The organism is Kluyvera sichuanensis (genome assembly GCF_014218705.1).
Taxonomy (GTDB): Bacteria; Pseudomonadota; Gammaproteobacteria; order Enterobacterales; family Enterobacteriaceae; genus Kluyvera; species Kluyvera sichuanensis.
Map to the genome: position 1 here is coordinate 37,757 of NZ_JABBJF010000033.1, position 18,010 is coordinate 55,766.

The following is an 18,010-nucleotide window of genomic DNA, read 5'->3' on the forward strand; positions in this document are numbered from 1 at the left end:
TTCTCAGAAAATACGTTCCTGGTGCACCCACACGGCGGCTTCGACGCGGGATTTCAGCTTCATTTTCTTCAGCATGTGCTTCACGTGAACCTTCACGGTGCTTTCCGTGATATCCAGACGGCGGGCAATCATCTTGTTCGGCAAACCCTGGGCAATCAGCTTGAGAATATCGCGCTCGCGCGGGGTTAACTGGTTGATGTCGCGGTCAGAGGTGGCGCGGTTGGCGCGCAGGCTGGCGGCCAGCACCGGCGTTAACGCTTCGCTTAATACCATCTCACCGGCGGCAGCCTGTTGCAGGGCTTTCAGCAGATCTTCCGGCTCCATATCTTTCAGCAGATAGCCGTCGGCACCGCGTTTGAGTGCGGTGACCACGTCTTCTTCGTGGTTGGACACGCTGAATACCACCACACGGCCGGAGAGAGATTTCTCACGCAGCTTGTCGAGGGTTTCCAGACCGTTCATGCCGGGCATATTGAGATCGAGCAGAATCAGATCGGGATCGAGCGCTTCTGCCAGTTCAATACCTTGTTCACCGTTGCTGGCCTCGCCTACGACCTGAATATCTGATGCCATACTGACCAGCTGTTTGACGCCGGTACGCAGCATAGGATGATCGTCAATTAACAGGATAGTAGCCCGTTCCTGATTACTCATGGGTATCTCCTTGGGGAGTAGAAAGCGATTGTTCGGGGACAAACGTAACCACGACTTCGGTGCCGCCGCTTTCACGACGACGAACCTGGCAATCGCCACGCAGGCTTTGTGCGCGGTCACGCATAATAATAAGGCCATAATGGTTGCTGCGTTCAGCATGTAGCGGAACGCCACAGCCGTTATCAGCCACCACCAGTTTGACCTGGTTGTTTTGTTGGGTAACGCTGACTTTCACTTCTGTCGCCTGCGAGTGCTTAAGCGCGTTGCTTAAGGCTTCGCGGGCAATCTGTAGCAGGTGAATCGCTTGATGCGACGGCACGTAGCGCGGCGGCAGTTGGTAGTCGAGCTGCACCGGGAAGCCGAAATGGCTGCTGTACTCCTGACAGCTGTCCTCCAGCGCCGGGCGCAGGCCGGACTCGGTCAGCTTCAAGCGGAAGGTGGTCAGCAGTTCGCGCAGCTGCGCCCATGAGGTGTTGAGTTCATTACGCACCTGGCTCAACAGCTCGCGGCTTTCAGGGGACGACTGCTCTTTTTGCATCATCTGCAGACAGCTAACCTGCATCTTCATACAGGAGAGCGACTGGGCGATGGAGTCGTGAAGCTCGCGGGCAATCGTTGAACGTTCTTCCATTACAATTAGCTGCTGCTGGCGCTCCAGCTGTTTGTCCAGCGCCAGCGTCGAGGTGATTTGCTCGAGTAGGGTATCAACCAATTGCTGCTGATCGTGGCTTAGCTCACGGCCGTGCGGCAGGGTTGCCAGCAGGATGCCGTACTGGTTACGCGGGTCGGTTAGCCGCCATTTCAGCGTGATACCGTCATGGGCTGCGGTATCGACGTCGCGTGGGCAGAGGTAACAGCCTCGGTCGTCGCACTCCCAGCCGGAGTGACAGCTAAATTCCTGATGGTTATCTTCATCTTCGGTATCGTAAACCCGGACTTCAATTTCCCGCAGCGGAGTCAGTTCCTGAAGGCCGTTCAGCACCGGAGAGATGCGTTCGCACAGCGGCGCGCTGGAATGCAGGCGGCGGTTAGCCTGCCACAGGAAGGAGAGAATGGCATTTTTCTGCTCCAGCCCGGCGGTTTTCTCCTGTACGCGACGCTCCAGCGAGGCGTAGCTTTCCGCGAGCTCGGCGGACATATTATTCAGTGACATGCCAAGGGTGGCCATTTCGTTGCGACCGCTGATTTGCGCGCGATGGGTAAAATCGCGGTGGCTGATGGCTTCGGCCATGCGCAGCAGCTGCCGCCATGGATGCAGTAGGCGGGTGCGCAGCCAGAAAACGGTAAAGATCAGCAGTACCGCCATGAAAAAGGCCAATAGCCGGTGCATCCACACCACGTGAGAGATGCGCTGTTCGGTGGTGTGATCGAAGACGGTGACCAGTTGGTCAATGCGGTTAACAAAGCCGGCAAGATCGGCGGCGATATCGTCCGGGTTTTTCGCCTCACTAATATCTGGCGCCAGATGTTTTAGCCAGTACTGCTGAAGTTCGTGAAGCTGCTGGACCTGGCCATCGCGCTCGGCGGCCAGCTGTAATTCCGGACTGAAAACCGTTTTTTGCATCTCAGCGAATAGCGGCTCGTCGTTCTTATCCACCGGAATCGCGGCCAGAAGACGGTAGCTCTGCATACGCAGCGAACCCGCCTGGTTAATCGCGTGAGCGCTGCCCTGGACGCCGTTCACCAGACGTGCAGAAATCATCATACTCGCCACACCGATAAGGGTGGACAGCAGTACGATGAGGGCCAGTTGATTCACCAGCGTGAGTGGTGTAAAAAAACGTCTAAACATGGTGCGATACGGCTCCTGGCGGAAGACTTTCCGGTGAGTGGCGTTATTTTCGACTATCGCCTGGAGTATACCCATACCCCTAAAGGGTTACTCCTTTATTTCCATAATAGCTGAGGTGTCTGGGGTAGAGGGGTACAAGCGTAACAGCCACGTGATAAAACAGGTTTTTTTATCAATAAAAGTCTACCCATAAAGGGTGATGATGTTTTTTTAAACAAGATAATGTCAACTTTTCCTTTGATTTATATCAACTTACCGCGCGGTGTAAACCCTAATGTGGCAAGGGTTGATATTAATAATCAGAGGTGTCTATGAGTCACTCCACTGCCCCGGAAAGGGCAACCGGCGCTGTCATTACCGACTGGCGACCGGAAGATCCGGCGTTCTGGCAAGAGCGCGGCCATCGCGTTGCAAGCCGGAACCTGTGGATTTCCGTTCCGTGTTTACTGCTGGCTTTCTGCGTATGGATGCTGTTCAGCGCAGTTGCCGTTAATTTACCAAAGGTGGGCTTCCAGTTTACAACCGATCAGCTGTTCATGCTGACCGCGTTACCTTCCGTTTCTGGCGCACTGCTGCGCGTACCGTATTCCTTTATGGTACCGCTGGTGGGTGGCCGTCGCTGGACGGCGTTCAGCACCGGGATCCTTATCATTCCTTGCTTATGGCTGGGCTTTGCCGTTCAGGACACCTCCACGCCGTTTAGCACCTTTATCATTATCTCTCTGCTGTGCGGTTTCGCGGGTGCAAACTTTGCGTCCAGCATGGCGAACATCAGTTTCTTCTTCCCGAAACAGAAGCAGGGCGGTGCGCTTGGCCTTAACGGCGGCCTCGGCAATATGGGCGTGAGCGTGATGCAGCTGGTGGCTCCACTGGCGGTTTCTCTCTCCATCTTCGCCGTATTTGGTAGCCATGGCGTGACGCAGCCGGACGGTAGCGAACTGTATCTGGCAAACGCGGCGTGGATCTGGGTACCGTTCCTGGCCATCTTCACCGTAGCAGCCTGGTTTGGCATGAACGAACTGGCCACGTCTAAGGCGTCGCTGAAAGAGCAGCTGCCGGTACTGAAACGTGGTCACCTGTGGATCATGAGCCTGCTGTATCTGGCGACCTTCGGCTCGTTTATCGGCTTCTCCGCCGGTTTTGCGATGCTGTCGAAAACCCAGTTCCCGGAAATTCAGATCCTGCACTACGCCTTCTTCGGTCCGTTTATCGGCGCGCTGGCACGTTCTGCCGGTGGGGCTATTTCCGACCGTCTGGGCGGGACGCGCGTGACGTTGATTAACTTTATCCTGATGGCGGTATTCAGTGCGCTGCTGTTCATGACCCTGCCAACTAACGGCGTGGGCGGTAACTTCGTTGCCTTCTATGTGGTCTTCCTGGCGCTGTTCCTGACGGCCGGGCTGGGTAGCGGTTCCACCTTCCAGATGATTTCCGTTATCTTCCGTAAGCTGACGATGGATCGCGTGAAAGCAGAGGGTGGTTCCGACGAGAAAGCAATGCGTGAAGCCGCGACCGATACGGCGGCAGCGCTGGGCTTTATCTCAGCGATTGGCGCTATCGGCGGCTTCTTTATTCCGAAAGCGTTCGGGACGTCGCTGGATTTAACCGGCTCACCGGCGGGCGCGATGAAAGTGTTCCTCGTGTTCTATATTGTCTGCGTCGTGGTGACCTGGGCGGTATACGGTCGTAAAGCGAAAAAATAACGGCTGACGTTATTTCTGCAATAAAGGCGCGAGATTTCGCGCCTTTATTTTATCGCTACTTAGTTACAACATACTTTTGCTGTTTTACGTGCTGTTGGCATCGTGCCCGGGTGGCAAAGCGTCCAGCAGGAATGGCTCTACCCCTTAATACCGCCAGGGCTAAATTTTACATATTGAAATATGCACTTTTAATTAAAAATCTTTAAATTTCAAGTATATAAAAAATAAGAATACATACCCCATTGGTGGTATGTGGCTTTTTTGCTGCGTTTGTTAAGCCGTGCCGCCTTGATCGTTATCAATTCCCTTCATCTTTCAGCGCGTTAACTTCGCTGCAAATTCAGCAATGTCGATTTATCAGAGAGCCGTGAGGCTCCAAACAGGAGAGACCCGATGAGTAAATTCCTGGACCGGTTTCGCTACTTTAAACAAAAGGGTGAAACATTTGCCGATGGGCACGGACAGATTCTAGATACCAACCGGGATTGGGAAGATGGATACCGCCAGCGTTGGCAGCATGATAAGGTCGTTCGTTCTACGCACGGCGTAAACTGCACTGGCTCCTGCAGCTGGAAAATTTATGTCAAAAACGGTCTGGTCACCTGGGAAACCCAGCAGACTGACTATCCGCGCACCCGTCCTGATCTGCCAAACCACGAACCTCGCGGCTGTCCGCGTGGGGCGAGCTATTCCTGGTACCTCTATAGCGCCAACCGTCTGAAATATCCGCTGATGCGCAAACGCCTGATGAAAATGTGGCGTGAGGCGAAAAAACTGCACAGCGATCCGGTTGATGCCTGGGCATCCATTATTGAAGATGCCGATAAAGCGAAAAGCTTCAAACAAGCACGTGGTCGCGGCGGCTTCGTTCGCTCCTCCTGGCAGGAAGTGAACGAACTGATTGCGGCGTCTAACGTTTACACCGTGAAAACTTACGGTCCAGACCGTGTAGCAGGCTTCTCGCCAATTCCGGCGATGTCGATGGTCTCCTACGCTTCCGGCGCACGCTATCTCTCCCTGATTGGCGGTACCTGCCTGAGCTTCTACGACTGGTACTGTGACCTGCCGCCTGCCTCTCCGCAGACCTGGGGCGAACAGACCGACGTACCAGAATCCGCTGACTGGTATAACTCCAGCTACATCCTCGCCTGGGGTTCCAACGTTCCTCAGACTCGCACCCCGGACGCGCACTTCTTCACCGAAGTTCGCTATAAAGGCACCAAAACCGTTGCTATCACGCCGGACTACGCTGAAATCGCTAAGCTGTGCGACCTGTGGTTAGCACCGAAACAGGGTACCGATGCGGCCATGGCGCTGGCCATGGGCCACGTGATGCTGCGTGAATTCCACCTCGACAAACCGAGCCAGTACTTCACCGACTACGTTCGCCGCTACACCGACTTCCCGATGCTGGTGATGCTGGAAGAGCGCGAAGGTTATTACGCTGCGGGTCGTATGCTGCGTGCTGCTGATCTGGTTGACGCTTTGGGCCAGGAAAATAACCCAGAGTGGAAAACCGTTGCCATCAATACCGATGGCGAGATGGTGGCACCGAATGGTTCTATCGGTTTCCGTTGGGGCGAAAAAGGTAAATGGAACCTTGAGCAACGTGACGGCAAATCCGGTGATGAAACCGAACTGCAGCTGAGCCTTCTGGGTAGCCACGATGAGATTGCTCAGGTGGGCTTCCCTTACTTTGGTGGTGAAGGCACCGAGCACTTCACCAGCGTCGAGCTTGAAAACATTCTGCTGCACAAACTGCCGGTGAAACGTCTGCAACTTGCCGACGGCACGACCGCGCTGGTGACCACCGTTTACGATCTGAACATGGCTAACTACGGCCTGGATCGCGGTCTGAACGATGAAAACTGTGCAACCAGCTACGATGATATCAAGGCATATACCCCGGCGTGGGCTGAGAAAATTACCGGTGTTCCACGTGCGCAGATTATTCGTATTGCGCGTGAGTTTGCCGATAACGCCGATAAAACGCACGGTCGTTCAATGATCATCGTCGGTGCCGGCCTTAACCACTGGTATCACCTCGATATGAACTATCGTGGCCTGATTAATATGCTGGTGTTCTGCGGTTGTATCGGCCAGAGCGGCGGTGGTTGGGCCCACTATGTCGGCCAGGAAAAACTGCGTCCGCAGACCGGTTGGCAGCCACTGGCATTCGGTCTTGACTGGCAGCGTCCAGCGCGCCACATGAACAGTACTTCCTACTTCTATAACCACTCCAGCCAATGGCGTTATGAGTCGGTTACCGCGCAGGAACTGCTGTCACCGATGGCGGATAAATCTCGCTACACCGGTCATCTGCTGGACTTTAACGTCCGTGCAGAACGTATGGGCTGGCTGCCGTCTGCACCGCAGTTAGGCACAAACCCACTGCGTATTGTTGATGATGCGAAGAAAGCCGGGATGGATCCGGTGGATTACACCGTTAAGGCGCTGAAAGAAGGTTCTATTCGTTTTGCGGCTGAACAGCCAGAAAACGGTAAAAACCACCCGCGTAACCTGTTCATCTGGCGTTCTAACCTGCTGGGCTCTTCCGGTAAAGGTCATGAATACATGCTGAAATACCTGCTGGGTACCGAACACGGTATTCAGGGGATGGATCTGGGCAAGCAGGGCGGTCTGAAGCCGGAAGAAGTGGAATGGCAGGACAACGGTCTCGACGGTAAATTGGATCTGGTGGTGACGCTGGACTTCCGTCTGTCGAGCACCTGTCTGTATTCCGATATCGTGCTGCCAACGGCAACCTGGTATGAAAAAGACGACATGAATACCTCGGATATGCATCCGTTTATTCACCCGCTGTCTGCTGCTGTTGACCCAGCATGGGAATCAAAAAGCGACTGGGAAATCTACAAAGGCATCGCGAAGAAATTCTCTGAAGTCTGCGTGGGTCACCTCGGCCAGGAAACGGACATTGTTACGCTGCCAATCCAGCACGACTCTGCGGCCGAACTGGCACAGCCGTTAGACGTGAAGGACTGGAAAAAAGGCGAATGTGACCTGATCCCAGGTAAAACCGCACCGCACATTATCCCGGTTCAACGTGATTATCCGGCAACCTACGAGCGCTTTACCTCCATCGGGCCATTGATGGAAAAAATCGGTAACGGCGGTAAAGGGATTGCCTGGAACACCCAGAGTGAAATGGATCTGCTGCGTAAGCTCAACTACACCAAAGCAGAAGGCCCGGCGAAAGGCCAGCCGATGCTGGATACGGCGATTGATGCTGCTGAAATGATCCTCACCCTGGCGCCGGAAACCAACGGTCAGGTGGCGGTGAAAGCCTGGGCAGCGCTGAGCGAGTTTACCGGTCGTGACCACACGCACCTGGCCCTCAATAAAGAAGACGAGAAAATTCGCTTCCGTGATATTCAGGCGCAGCCGCGCAAGATTATCTCCAGCCCAACCTGGTCCGGTCTGGAAGACGAACACGTCTCTTACAACGCTGGCTATACCAACGTTCACGAGCTGATTCCATGGCGTACGCTGTCTGGTCGTCAGTCCCTGTATCAGGACCACCAGTGGATGCGTGACTTCGGTGAAAGCCTGCTGGTTTACCGCCCACCTATCGACACCCGTTCGGTGAAAGAGGTGATGGGTAAGAAATCAAACGGTAATCCAGAGAAGGCGCTGAACTTCCTGACTCCGCACCAGAAATGGGGTATTCACTCAACCTACAGCGACAACCTGCTGATGCTGACCTTAGGTCGTGGTGGTCCGGTGGTGTGGATGAGCGAAGAAGATGCCAAAGAGATCGGTATCGAAGATAACGACTGGATTGAAGTCTTCAACAACAACGGTGCGCTGACCGCACGTGCAGTTGTGAGCCAGCGTGTACCGGCTGGGATGACCATGATGTACCACGCGCAGGAACGTATTGTTAACCTGCCAGGTTCTGAAATTACCGGTCAACGCGGTGGTATCCATAACTCAGTGACCCGCATCACGCCAAAACCGACCCATATGATCGGCGGCTATGCGCACCTGGCTTATAGCTTTAACTACTACGGTACCGTGGGTTCGAACCGTGATGAGTTTGTGGTGGTACGTAAGATGAAGAACATTGACTGGTTGGACGGCGAAGGCAATGACCAGGTACAGGAGAGCGTAAAATGAAAATTCGTTCACAAGTCGGCATGGTGCTGAATCTCGATAAATGCATCGGCTGTCATACCTGCTCAGTGACCTGTAAAAACGTCTGGACCAGCCGTGAGGGGACCGAGTACGCATGGTTCAACAACGTTGAAACCAAGCCAGGCACCGGTTTCCCGACCGACTGGGAAGACCAGGAGAAATACAAAGGCGGTTGGATCCGTAAGATCAACGGCAAGCTGGTGCCGCGCATGGGTAACAAAGCGCTGCTGCTGGGTAAAATCTTCGCCAACCCGCATCTGCCGGGTCTGGATGATTACTACGAGCCGTTTGATTTTGACTACCAGACGCTGCACAACGCACCGGCCGATAGCAAGGCGCAGCCGATTGCCCGTCCACGCTCGCTGATTACCGGCAAACGCATGGACAAAATCACCAAGGGGCCGAACTGGGAAGACGACCTCGGCGGTGAGTTCGAGAAGCTGTCGAAAGACAAAAACTTCGACAACATGCAGAAGGCGATGTACGGCCAGTTTGAAAACACCTTCATGATGTACCTGCCGCGTCTGTGTGAGCACTGCCTTAACCCGGCATGTGTTGCTACCTGCCCGAGCGGTGCGATTTACAAGCGTGAAGAAGATGGCATCGTACTGATTGACCAGGACAAGTGCCGCGGCTGGCGTATGTGTATCACCGGCTGCCCGTACAAAAAAATCTACTTCAACTGGAAGAGCGGCAAGTCTGAAAAATGTATCTTCTGCTACCCGCGTATTGAAGCAGGTCAGCCGACTGTGTGTTCAGAAACCTGTGTAGGCCGTATTCGTTACCTCGGCGTGCTGTTGTATGACGCGGATGCGATTGAAACTGCTGCGAGCACCGAGAACGAGAAAGATCTGTATCAGCGTCAGCTGGACGTGTTCCTCGATCCGAACGATCCGAAGGTCATCGAACAGGCGCAGAAAGACGGTATTCCATTGAGCGTGATTGACGCTGCCCAGAAATCGCCGGTTTATAAAATGGCGATGGACTGGAAGCTGGCGCTGCCGCTGCACCCTGAATACCGTACGCTGCCGATGGTTTGGTACGTGCCGCCGCTGTCACCAATTCAGTCCGCCGCCGATGCGGGTGAACTGGGCAGCAACGGTATTCTGCCGGACGTTGAAAGTCTGCGTATCCCGGTTCAGTACCTGGCTAACCTGCTGACCGCAGGCGACACCCAACCGGTAGTATTGGCGCTGAAACGTATGCTGGCGATGCGTCACTTCAAACGTACGGAAACCGTCGATGGCGTTATCGATACCCGTGCGCTGGAAGAGGTGGGGCTGACCGAAGCACAGGCGCAGGAAATGTATCGCTATCTGGCGATTGCTAACTACGAAGATCGCTTCGTGGTACCAAGCAGTCACCGTGAACAAGCGCGCGAAGCGTTCCCAGAGAAAAACGGTTGTGGCTTTAGCTTCGGCGATGGCTGCCACGGTTCGGACACCAAGTTCAACCTGTTCAACAGCCGCCGTATCGATTCTGTGGACGTGAGCAGCAAAACGGAGCCGCACGCATGATTGAACTCGTGGTGATTTCACGTCTCCTTGAGTACCCGGATGCTGCCTTATGGCAGCATCAAGGCGAACTCTTTGACGTTCTGTCTGAATCAGAAAAACTGGAACCCGCAGATGCTCAGGCCCTGGGCATCTTCCTGCGCGATTTAACCGCGCAGGATCTGCTGGATGCTCAGGCTGCCTATAGCGAACTGTTTGACCGTGGTCGCGCGACGTCGCTGCTGCTGTTCGAACACGTTCACGGCGAATCCCGCGACCGCGGGCAGGCGATGGTCGATCTGCTGAATCAGTACGAGCAGCATGGTTTGGTCCTCGACAGCCGTGAGCTGCCGGATCACCTGCCGCTGTATCTGGAGTATCTGGCGCAGCTGCCAGAGAGCGAAGCGATTGGTGGTCTGCAGGATATCGCGCCGATTATGGCGCTGCTCTGCGCGCGTCTGCAGCAGCGTGAGAGCCGTTATGCGGTGCTGTTTGAACAGTTGCTGAAGCTCGCGAACAGCGCGGTGGATGAAGCGAAAGTGGCGGAAAAAATTGCCGACGAAGCTCGTGATGATACGCCACAGGCGCTGGACGCGGTGTGGGAAGAAGAGCAGGTGAAATTCTTTGCCGACCAGGGCTGCGGTGATTCTGAAATTACCAATCACCAGCGTCGTTTTGCCGGAGCCGTGGCCCCGCAATATTTGAATATCTCCAACGGAGGACAGCAATAATGCACTTCCTGAATATGTTCTTCTTCGACATTTATCCGTACATTGCGGGTTCTGTCTTCCTGATTGGCAGCTGGTTACGCTATGACTACGGTCAGTACACCTGGCGCGCTGCTTCCAGCCAGATGCTGGATCGCAAAGGGATGAACCTGGCGTCTAACCTGTTCCACCTCGGGATCCTGGGCGTGTTCGCCGGTCACTTCCTGGGCATGCTGACGCCACACTGGATGTATGAAGCGTGGCTGCCGCTGGAAGTGAAACAGAAGATGGCGATGTTTGGCGGCGGCGCGGCTGGCTTGATGTGTCTGGTTGGCGGTGTGCTGCTGCTTAAACGCCGTCTGTTCAGCCCACGCGTGCGTGCCACGACGACGGGTGCTGATATTCTGGTGCTGTCCGTTCTGGTTATCCAGTGTGCGCTGGGCCTGCTGACGATTCCGTTCTCCGCGCAGCATATGGACGGTAGTGAGATGATGAAACTGGTGGGCTGGGCGCAGTCCGTAGTGACCTTCCACGGTGGTGCTTCCGCCCATCTGGACGGTGTGGCGTTTATCTACCGTATGCACCTGGTGCTGGGGATGACGCTGTTCCTGCTGTTCCCGTTCTCGCGTCTGGTACACATCTGGAGCGTGCCGGTCGAGTATCTGACCCGCAAGTATCAGATTGTTCGTGCGCGTCATTAATACGGTTCTATGATGCTCTAAACCCCGCTTCGGCGGGGTTTTTTGTTTGTGCGGCCGGGATATATATGGCAGAGAGACAAAATAGAATGAGAAAACTCAAAGAGATAATTAAGGCAGATTTGGATACTTAATTAGAGGAGTTACTACCGGGAGAAGATGGTGGTGGGGGAAGGATGACTCGGCTGCGCCTCGCCCTTCGGGTCGCTGCCTGCGGCAACGCTTTCTCGCTGGCGCTCGAATCGAACCTTAGTCGAAGCTTCTCATCCTTCCCTGCATGGGTAGAATATAGAATTTCAGTGTTTTGATTTAGTAGGGTGCTATCAGGAAGTGATGGTGGTGGGGGAAGGATTCGAACCTTCGAAGTCGATGACGGCAGATTTACAGTCTGCTCCCTTTGGCCGCTCGGGAACCCCACCAGGGGTAATTCAAATTGTAGGTAAAGCTTGGAGATGGTGGTGGGGGAAGGATTATTCGTCGCTTCGCTCCTCACCCTTCGGGCCGTTGCCTTTGGCAACGTTCTCTCGCTTTCGCTCGAGTCGAACCTTAATCGAAGGTTCTCACCCTTCCCCGATAAGTGCAAACATCTGCATTGCTCACCGAGGTAACTACATCGCTGTAGTGAATAATGGTGGTGGGGGAAGGATTCGAACCTTCGAAGTCGATGACGGCAGATTTACAGTCTGCTCCCTTTGGCCGCTCGGGAACCCCACCACGGGGTAAAGCTTGGTTTTACTGGCCTGCTTCCTTCTGGGGAAGCGGGGCGCATCATATCAAATGACGCGCCGCTGTAAAGCATTCGTTTACCGAAAATGAACTGTTTGCGTGCTTTTTGTCCGTAACGGATTAAAGCTAATCAATTCATTTCGCTAGCGATTAAAGAATAATCGTTCGGTTGCCGTAAACGAAGACGCGCTGCGCTAATACCTGGTACAGCGCACGGCTGAGAACGTTTTTCTCCACGTCGCGGCCGGCACGCATCATATCTTCCGCCGTGTAGGTGTGATCGACGTGAATCACGTCCTGCATAATGATTGGGCCTTCGTCCAGATTATCGTTCACGTAGTGCGCCGTAGCGCCAACAATCTTCACGCCGCGCTCGTAGGCCTGATGGTACGGACGCGCACCGATAAACGCCGGCAGGAACGAGTGGTGGATATTGATAATCTTGTTCGGGAAGCGAGAAACGAATTCAGGCGTCAGCACGCGCATATATTTCGCCAGCACCACGTAGTCCGGCTGGTGCGCTTCAATGGCATCCGCCATCAGCTTGTCGTGCTCTTCACGCGCTAGCCCTTCATGGCTGACCAGCTCGAATGGAATACCGAAACGCTCAACCAGCGAACGCAGCGTGTCGTGGTTGCCAATCACGGCGGCGATATCGACGTCCAGCCCGCCATAGTTGGCCTTCATCAGCAGATCGCCAAGGCAGTGGGCCTCTTTGGTGACCAGAATCACAATACGGCGGCGACCGGCTGGATTTAATTCGCGAACGGAGCCTTCCGGCAGCGCGCTGTCTAAGTCTGCCAGCAGGGTGGAGTCGTTAAAGATGCCTTCCAGCTCGGTACGCATAAAGAAGCGTCCGGTGCGGTGATCGACAAACTCGTTGTTCTGCACGATATTGAGCTCGTGCTTGTAGCAGATGTTGGTGATACGCGCGATAAGCCCTTTTTGGTCAGGGCAGATGGTGCGAAGAACTTTACGTTGAATGGAATGCATTGCCGGGTAAATCCTGTTGATGATGTTTGCGAAGCTGTTCCGGGCTTATTGCCCGCAGCATTTTTTAAATTTTTTCCCTGAGCCACAGGGGCAGAGGTCATTTCTGCCAATTAATGGACGGGTGCCATCAATATAGTACCACTGGCCGTTTTCTTTTAAGAATCGCGAACGCTCAATGATGGCACCATTCTTGTTATTTTCACGAAAACGGGCCACGAAGCTGACAAAGCCTTCATCAGGCGAACGGCCTGGCTCGGTCGCGAAGACGGTCAGCCCCAGCCATTCGGTTTGACCAAATCCGTTCTGGATGTCGTCGCGGAAGGTTCCAGCCTGACAGGAGGGATGCCAGGTTTTCACCAGGTAATCGGCATCCCGCTTAACAAAGGCAGTGTAGCGCGAGCGCATCAGCAGTGACGGCTCGGCGGCACATTCGTTACCGGACAGATAACGCTGGCAACATAAGCTATACTCGAGAGCGCTGCCACAAGGGCACAGTTCAGACAAAGACAACTCCTGAATCGATAATTAACGGCGTTTTAACGCCCGATAGCACTATGTTAACCGAGCGCTGGCAATGATGCCACGCTATCAGTAAGAGGATGTTCATCGGTCGCAATGAGAAAAATCAAAATTGGCCTGGCATTAGGCTCAGGAGCTGCGCGAGGCTGGTCACATATTGGGGTCATTAAAGCGCTACAGAAGATGGGCATCGAGATTGATATTGTTGCAGGGTGTTCCATCGGTTCACTGGTCGGGGCGGCGTATGCCAGCAACCGGCTTCCTCAACTGGAAGAGTGGGTCTGTTCATTCAGCTACTGGGACGTTTTGCGCCTGATGGATCTCTCCTGGCGGCGCGGTGGGCTTTTACGCGGCGAGCGGGTGTTTAATCAGTATCGGCAAATCATGCCTAATGAAGTGATTGAACAGTGCGAGAGGCGTTTTGCGGCGGTAGCGACTAATCTGAGTACCGGGCGTGAGCTGTGGTTTACCGAAGGCGACCTGCACATGGCGGTACGCGCATCCTGCAGCATCCCAGGCTTGATGGCGCCGGTGCTACATAACGGCTACTGGTTGGTTGACGGCGCGGTGGTTAACCCGGTTCCCGTTTCGCTGACCCGTGCGCTGGGTGCCGATATTGTGATAGCGGTTGATTTGCAACATGACGCACATCTTATGCAGCAGGATCTCCTGTCCGTCCATATTCAGCCCGATGAAGAGATGAATGAATCAGCAGATGAGCTATCATGGCATGAGCGTCTGCGTGCCCGACTCGGTCGCGCCGCAGCGCGTCGTTCGGTGGTAGCGCCGACGGCGATGGAAATCATGACGACCTCAATCCAGGTTCTGGAAAACAGACTTAAGCGAAACCGCATGGCGGGTGACCCGCCGGATATTTTATTACAGCCGTTTTGCCCCCAGATCTCGACACTGGATTTTCATCGAGCCTCATCTGCAATAGCCGCGGGTCAACAAGCGGTTGAAAAAAAGACAGATGAGCTTTTGCCTTTGGTACAGAGTTCGACTTAAGGCATTTTTTTCGACTACTTCAGCATATTCTGACAGGCGATTATCACAATAGCATGCCACTATTTAATTATCGTCGGGCAGGGGAGACATCATGACGCAGCCGTTGGCGGGAAAACAGATTTTGATAGTCGAAGACGAACCCGTTTTCCGCTCACTTATGGACTCATGGCTTTCGTCACTGGGCGCGAAAACGCTGGTGGCGCAGGACGGCGTCGACGCTTTGGCGCAGATGGCGCTGCAAAAACCTGACCTGATGATTTGCGATCTCGCGATGCCCCGCATGAATGGGCTGCAGCTGGTGGAGCACGTCCGCAACGCCGGTGAGCAGATTCCAATCCTGATTATTTCCGCCACTGAAAATATGGCCGATATTGCCAAAGCGCTACGCCTTGGCGTACAGGACGTCTTATTAAAACCGGTGAAAGACCTGAACCGACTGCGTGAGACGGTGCTGGCCTGTCTTTATCCCAATATGTTTAATTCCCGGGTGGAAGAAGAAGAGCGGTTATTTGAAGACTGGGACGCGTTGGTTAACAATCCTGCTGCCGCGGCTAAGCTCTTACAGGAGTTGCAGCCGCCGGTTCAGCAGGTTATTTCACGCTGTCGTATAAATTATCGCCAATTAATGGCGGTGGACGCGCCGGGGTTGGTGCTCGATATTGCGCCGCTATCAGAACACGATTTGGCTTTTTATTGCCTGGATGTCACCCGGGCAGGGGATAATGGCGTGCTGGCGGCGTTATTACTTCGCGTGCTTTTTAATGGCCTGCTTCAGGAGCAGCTTTCCCACCAGGGGCAACGGTTGCCGGAATTGGGCAGTTTGTTAAAACAGGTCAACCAACTTCTTCGCCAGGCAAATCTTCCAGGTCAGTTCCCACTGTTAGTTGGTTATTACCATAGCGGATTAAAAAATCTTATCCTCGTGTCGGCCGGTTTGAATGGAACCTTAAATACCGGTGAGCATCAAATACAAATAAGCAATGGCGTTCCTTTGGGGACGTTAGGAACGGCCTATCTCAATCAAATAAGTCAACGCTGCACTTCATGGCAGTGTCAGATTTGGGGTAATGGCGGCCGTTTACGCTTAATGTTGTCTGCGGAATGAGCAAACGCATTTTTTTACAGGGATAGCTTTAACAGCTTATCTGCCGTAGTGATACTATCTGGCAAATTGATGTGGATATACTCGTCATGTTTCAGCGTGCTGGTGCGTTGGTCAGGTTCATTACTTTTGTGACAGTGTTTCAATCTGTAACCTGAGTTTATGAGCGGCGTTCCCTCCTACAGCTCGACTTCTTCGAGTATTAATCTTAATTCGAGGTTAACGCATTCTTTTCGGAGCAGCCTCATGTGGCTGTGATGATATACTTATTGCGTTATTAATTAACGAGCAAGTTCAAAGTTTGAACAGTTCAGGAGATTTGAATGGCTGCCCTAAATTCGAAAGTAAGAAAGGCTGTAATCCCGGTGGCGGGATTAGGTACAAGGATGCTGCCAGCAACGAAAGCAATCCCTAAAGAAATGCTGCCGTTGGTGGATAAGCCTTTAATTCAGTATGTTGTGAACGAGTGTATTGCAGCTGGTATCACTGAAATTGTACTGGTTACCCATTCTTCCAAGAATTCCATTGAAAACCACTTTGACACCAGCTTCGAGCTTGAAGCCATGCTGGAGAAGCGCGTAAAACGTCAGCTTCTGGAAGAGGTGCAGTCTATCTGTCCACCACACGTGACCATCATGCAGGTGCGTCAGGGGCTGGCGAAAGGCCTGGGCCATGCGGTGCTGTGTGCGCATCCGGTCGTGGGTGATGAACCCGTTGCGGTTATTCTGCCAGACGTGATTCTGGATGAATATGAATCCGATCTGAGCCGTGACAACCTTGCTGATATGATTGCGCGTTTCGATGAAACTGGCGCAAGTCAGATCATGGTTGAGCCGGTAGCAGACGTGACGGCGTACGGCGTGGTTGACTGTAAAGGTGCCGCTCTGAACCCAGGCGATAGCGTCCCGATGGTTGGCGTGGTTGAGAAGCCAAAAGCGGACGTTGCGCCGTCTAACCTGGCCGTTGTTGGTCGCTATGTCCTGAGCGCTGAAATCTGGCCGCTGCTGGCAAAAACCCCTCCGGGTGCCGGCGACGAAATTCAGTTAACCGATGCTATTGATATGCTGATCGAAAAAGAAACGGTTGAAGCGTATCACATGAAAGGCAAAAGCCACGACTGTGGGAATAAACTCGGTTATATGCAGGCGTTTGTTGAATACGGTATTCGCCACAATACGCTGGGCGAAGATTTCAAAGCCTGGCTGCAAGACACGTTGGGCGTTGCGAAGTAATTTAACGAATGTTGCTAAAGCCGGGGAAACCCGGCTTTTTTATATCTGAATAACACTAATGGATAAAAAACGAGCGCCATTATGCCTGCTTGTTATCATCGCCAGTGTTTTTCAGATATAAAAAATCCCGCCGAAGCGGGATTTTTACGAAGCAGGATGGATTAACCTTAGATCAGGAAATCGTCCAGGGATTTGCCCTGTTCTTCCATTGCTTTTTTGATAACTGCTGGAGTACGGCCCTGGCCAGTCCAGGTTTTAGTTTCGCCGTTTTCGTCTACGTAGCTATATTTAGCCGGACGAGCAGCGCGTTTAGCTTTAGTGCCAACTTTAGCAGCAGCCATGCTATTCAGCAGTTCGTTCGGGTCAATACCGTCAGCAATCAGCATTTCGCGATATTGTTGCAGTTTACGAGTGCGCTCTTCAACTTCAGCAGCTGCCGCATTTTCTTCTTCACGACGTTCGTTAACAACAACTTCTAATTTTTCCAGCATTTCTTCAAGCGTTTCAAGGGTGCATTCTCTTGCCTGCGCACGAAGAGTACGGATGTTGTTCAAAATTTTAAGTGCTTCGCTCATTGTAGTAATCTCAAACTTATATTGTGGGGTGGTTTGTTGAGGTAATAATAGAGCGATAAAATCAGTTGTGCAATAGGGAAGAATGTAAGGAATTCAAAATAACCTGTTATTTGGTGCGATATTTAATATGTATAAGTTAAATTGCTGACGAACACCCACTGCCGCGCTGCGCTTATTGTTGAAGGGCAACACGTGATTACACGCGGGATGCAGGACGGTTTACCCACATAAATATACTCCGTATGGATAAATATCAACCTTATGTATTAGCCAGAATGCATCCTTTGCCGAACACGGTTTTATCGTGGATAAAGGGGATGGTTCCTTACCGCTTTGTGCCCTCCAGGCTTTCTGCTGCTCTGTTTCTTAACCTTCATTCATCTATTTGATTGATAGCACGCGGCGATAAATTGTATACGCACGGTAAGTAAGTTCAATGGATGAAAAGGGCAATTGCGTCGTACGGTATACGGGGCTGCGGGGTTATGTCCATAGTTATGACGATGTTATTTTCGGAAAGTTACGTTTAATTTGCAGATAACAATGGTAAGGACTTCGCGGTAATGCTGCCAACTTACTGATTTAGTGTATGATGGTGATTTTAAGGTGCTTGCGTGGCTTCCATTTCCATCAGATGTCCTTCCTGCTCCGCT

The 18,010-nt window shown here is 53.0% G+C and carries 13 protein-coding genes, 2 tRNA genes and 2 other RNA genes; 8 read left to right on the forward strand and 9 right to left on the reverse strand.

Annotated features, from left to right (window positions below; all coding sequences use genetic code 11):
* Nucleotides 1–3: 3 nt before the first annotated feature.
* Together narL and narX are read right to left on the reverse strand one after the other, a co-directional pair.
* Nucleotides 4–654 (reverse strand): two-component system response regulator NarL, encoded by a 651-nt coding sequence (gene narL / locus HII27_RS23060; RefSeq protein ID WP_065356687.1) that lies wholly within the window; start codon nt 652–654, stop codon nt 4–6.
* Nucleotides 647–2,446, reverse strand: coding sequence for a nitrate/nitrite two-component system sensor histidine kinase NarX (gene narX, locus HII27_RS23065; protein WP_185669720.1), 1,800 nt, complete (start codon nt 2,444–2,446; stop codon nt 647–649). The genes narL and narX overlap by 8 nt, the downstream gene beginning before the upstream one ends.
* Before the next feature lie 311 nt (nt 2,447–2,757).
* Between narX and HII27_RS23070 the strand changes: the two genes are divergently transcribed.
* The 5 genes from HII27_RS23070 (at nt 2,758) to narI (ending at nt 11,205) form a co-directional block, all read left to right on the forward strand.
* On the forward strand, nt 2,758–4,149 hold the full coding sequence (locus tag HII27_RS23070) for a NarK family nitrate/nitrite MFS transporter (RefSeq protein WP_185669721.1): 1,392 nt from the start codon (nt 2,758–2,760) through the stop codon (nt 4,147–4,149).
* Between the two features lie 393 nt (nt 4,150–4,542).
* On the forward strand, nt 4,543–8,286 hold the full coding sequence (locus HII27_RS23075) for a nitrate reductase subunit alpha (RefSeq protein WP_185669722.1): 3,744 nt from the start codon (nt 4,543–4,545) through the stop codon (nt 8,284–8,286).
* The gene (narH, locus tag HII27_RS23080) at nt 8,283–9,821 is read left to right on the forward strand and encodes a nitrate reductase subunit beta (RefSeq protein ID WP_185669723.1); all 1,539 of its coding nucleotides are present in this window, start codon (nt 8,283–8,285) and stop codon (nt 9,819–9,821) included. The genes HII27_RS23075 and narH overlap by 4 nt, the downstream gene beginning before the upstream one ends.
* Nucleotides 9,818–10,528, forward strand: coding sequence for a nitrate reductase molybdenum cofactor assembly chaperone (gene narJ / locus HII27_RS23085; RefSeq protein WP_185669724.1), 711 nt, complete (start codon nt 9,818–9,820; stop codon nt 10,526–10,528). The genes narH and narJ overlap by 4 nt, the downstream gene beginning before the upstream one ends.
* Nucleotides 10,528–11,205 (forward strand): respiratory nitrate reductase subunit gamma, encoded by a 678-nt coding sequence (gene narI / locus HII27_RS23090; protein ID WP_035895580.1) that lies wholly within the window; start codon nt 10,528–10,530, stop codon nt 11,203–11,205. Before narJ ends, narI begins: the two co-directional genes overlap by 1 nt.
* Nucleotides 11,206–11,362: 157 nt before the next feature.
* Here narI and HII27_RS23095 read toward each other — a convergent pair.
* The 6 genes from HII27_RS23095 to HII27_RS23120 all read right to left on the reverse strand — a co-directional run bounded on the left by HII27_RS23095 (nt 11,363) and on the right by HII27_RS23120 (nt 13,425).
* Nucleotides 11,363–11,490, reverse strand: a non-coding RNA gene (locus tag HII27_RS23095) — RtT sRNA.
* 46 nt (nt 11,491–11,536) lie between these two features.
* Nucleotides 11,537–11,621: transfer RNA gene (locus HII27_RS23100), tRNA-Tyr, on the reverse strand.
* A gap of 34 nt (nt 11,622–11,655) precedes the next feature.
* Nucleotides 11,656–11,787: non-coding RNA, RtT sRNA (locus tag HII27_RS23105), on the reverse strand.
* 44 nt (nt 11,788–11,831) lie between these two features.
* Nucleotides 11,832–11,916 (reverse strand) — tRNA-Tyr (locus HII27_RS23110).
* Between the two features lie 162 nt (nt 11,917–12,078).
* Nucleotides 12,079–12,921 carry a formyltetrahydrofolate deformylase gene (purU, locus tag HII27_RS23115; protein WP_185669725.1) on the reverse strand — a complete coding sequence of 281 codons (843 nt, stop codon included), beginning with the start codon at nt 12,919–12,921 and terminating at the stop codon, nt 12,079–12,081.
* Between the two features lie 45 nt (nt 12,922–12,966).
* Nucleotides 12,967–13,425 carry a YchJ family protein gene (locus HII27_RS23120; protein ID WP_185669726.1) on the reverse strand — a complete coding sequence of 153 codons (459 nt, stop codon included), beginning with the start codon at nt 13,423–13,425 and terminating at the stop codon, nt 12,967–12,969.
* A 111-nt stretch (nt 13,426–13,536) separates the two neighbouring features.
* Here HII27_RS23120 and rssA point away from each other — a divergent pair, with 111 nt between their 5' ends.
* From rssA to galU, 3 genes are all read left to right on the forward strand, one after another.
* Nucleotides 13,537–14,448, forward strand: a complete 912-nt coding sequence (gene rssA, locus HII27_RS23125; RefSeq protein ID WP_185669727.1) for a patatin-like phospholipase RssA — start codon at nt 13,537–13,539, stop codon at nt 14,446–14,448.
* Between the two features lie 91 nt (nt 14,449–14,539).
* On the forward strand, nt 14,540–15,553 hold the full coding sequence (rssB, locus tag HII27_RS23130; protein WP_185669728.1) for a two-component system response regulator RssB: 1,014 nt from the start codon (nt 14,540–14,542) through the stop codon (nt 15,551–15,553).
* A 320-nt stretch (nt 15,554–15,873) separates the two neighbouring features.
* On the forward strand, nt 15,874–16,782 hold the full coding sequence (gene galU, locus HII27_RS23135) for a UTP--glucose-1-phosphate uridylyltransferase GalU (protein ID WP_185669729.1): 909 nt from the start codon (nt 15,874–15,876) through the stop codon (nt 16,780–16,782).
* 167 nt (nt 16,783–16,949) lie between these two features.
* On the opposite strand, the gene hns is transcribed toward galU, so the two are convergent.
* Nucleotides 16,950–17,357 carry a histone-like nucleoid-structuring protein H-NS gene (hns, locus tag HII27_RS23140; RefSeq protein WP_185669730.1) on the reverse strand — a complete coding sequence of 136 codons (408 nt, stop codon included), beginning with the start codon at nt 17,355–17,357 and terminating at the stop codon, nt 16,950–16,952.
* Nucleotides 17,358–18,010: the final 653 nt, after the last annotated feature.

What these genes read in the sequence shown, in the direction of transcription:
- narL (WP_065356687.1), bottom strand. Translation starts at nt 654, where the DNA reads ATGAGTAATCAGGAACGGGCTACTATCCTGTTAATTGACGATCATCCT.
- HII27_RS23070 (WP_185669721.1), top strand. Translation starts at nt 2,758, where the DNA reads ATGAGTCACTCCACTGCCCCGGAAAGGGCAACCGGCGCTGTCATTACC.
- purU (WP_185669725.1), bottom strand. Translation starts at nt 12,921, where the DNA reads ATGCATTCCATTCAACGTAAAGTTCTTCGCACCATCTGCCCTGACCAA.
- narI (WP_035895580.1), top strand. Translation starts at nt 10,528, where the DNA reads ATGCACTTCCTGAATATGTTCTTCTTCGACATTTATCCGTACATTGCG.
- narH (WP_185669723.1), top strand. Translation starts at nt 8,283, where the DNA reads ATGAAAATTCGTTCACAAGTCGGCATGGTGCTGAATCTCGATAAATGC.
- galU (WP_185669729.1), top strand. Translation starts at nt 15,874, where the DNA reads ATGGCTGCCCTAAATTCGAAAGTAAGAAAGGCTGTAATCCCGGTGGCG.
- narJ (WP_185669724.1), top strand. Translation starts at nt 9,818, where the DNA reads ATGATTGAACTCGTGGTGATTTCACGTCTCCTTGAGTACCCGGATGCT.
- narX (WP_185669720.1), bottom strand. Translation starts at nt 2,446, where the DNA reads ATGTTTAGACGTTTTTTTACACCACTCACGCTGGTGAATCAACTGGCC.
- rssB (WP_185669728.1), top strand. Translation starts at nt 14,540, where the DNA reads ATGACGCAGCCGTTGGCGGGAAAACAGATTTTGATAGTCGAAGACGAA.
- hns (WP_185669730.1), bottom strand. Translation starts at nt 17,357, where the DNA reads ATGAGCGAAGCACTTAAAATTTTGAACAACATCCGTACTCTTCGTGCG.
- rssA (WP_185669727.1), top strand. Translation starts at nt 13,537, where the DNA reads ATGAGAAAAATCAAAATTGGCCTGGCATTAGGCTCAGGAGCTGCGCGA.
- HII27_RS23075 (WP_185669722.1), top strand. Translation starts at nt 4,543, where the DNA reads ATGAGTAAATTCCTGGACCGGTTTCGCTACTTTAAACAAAAGGGTGAA.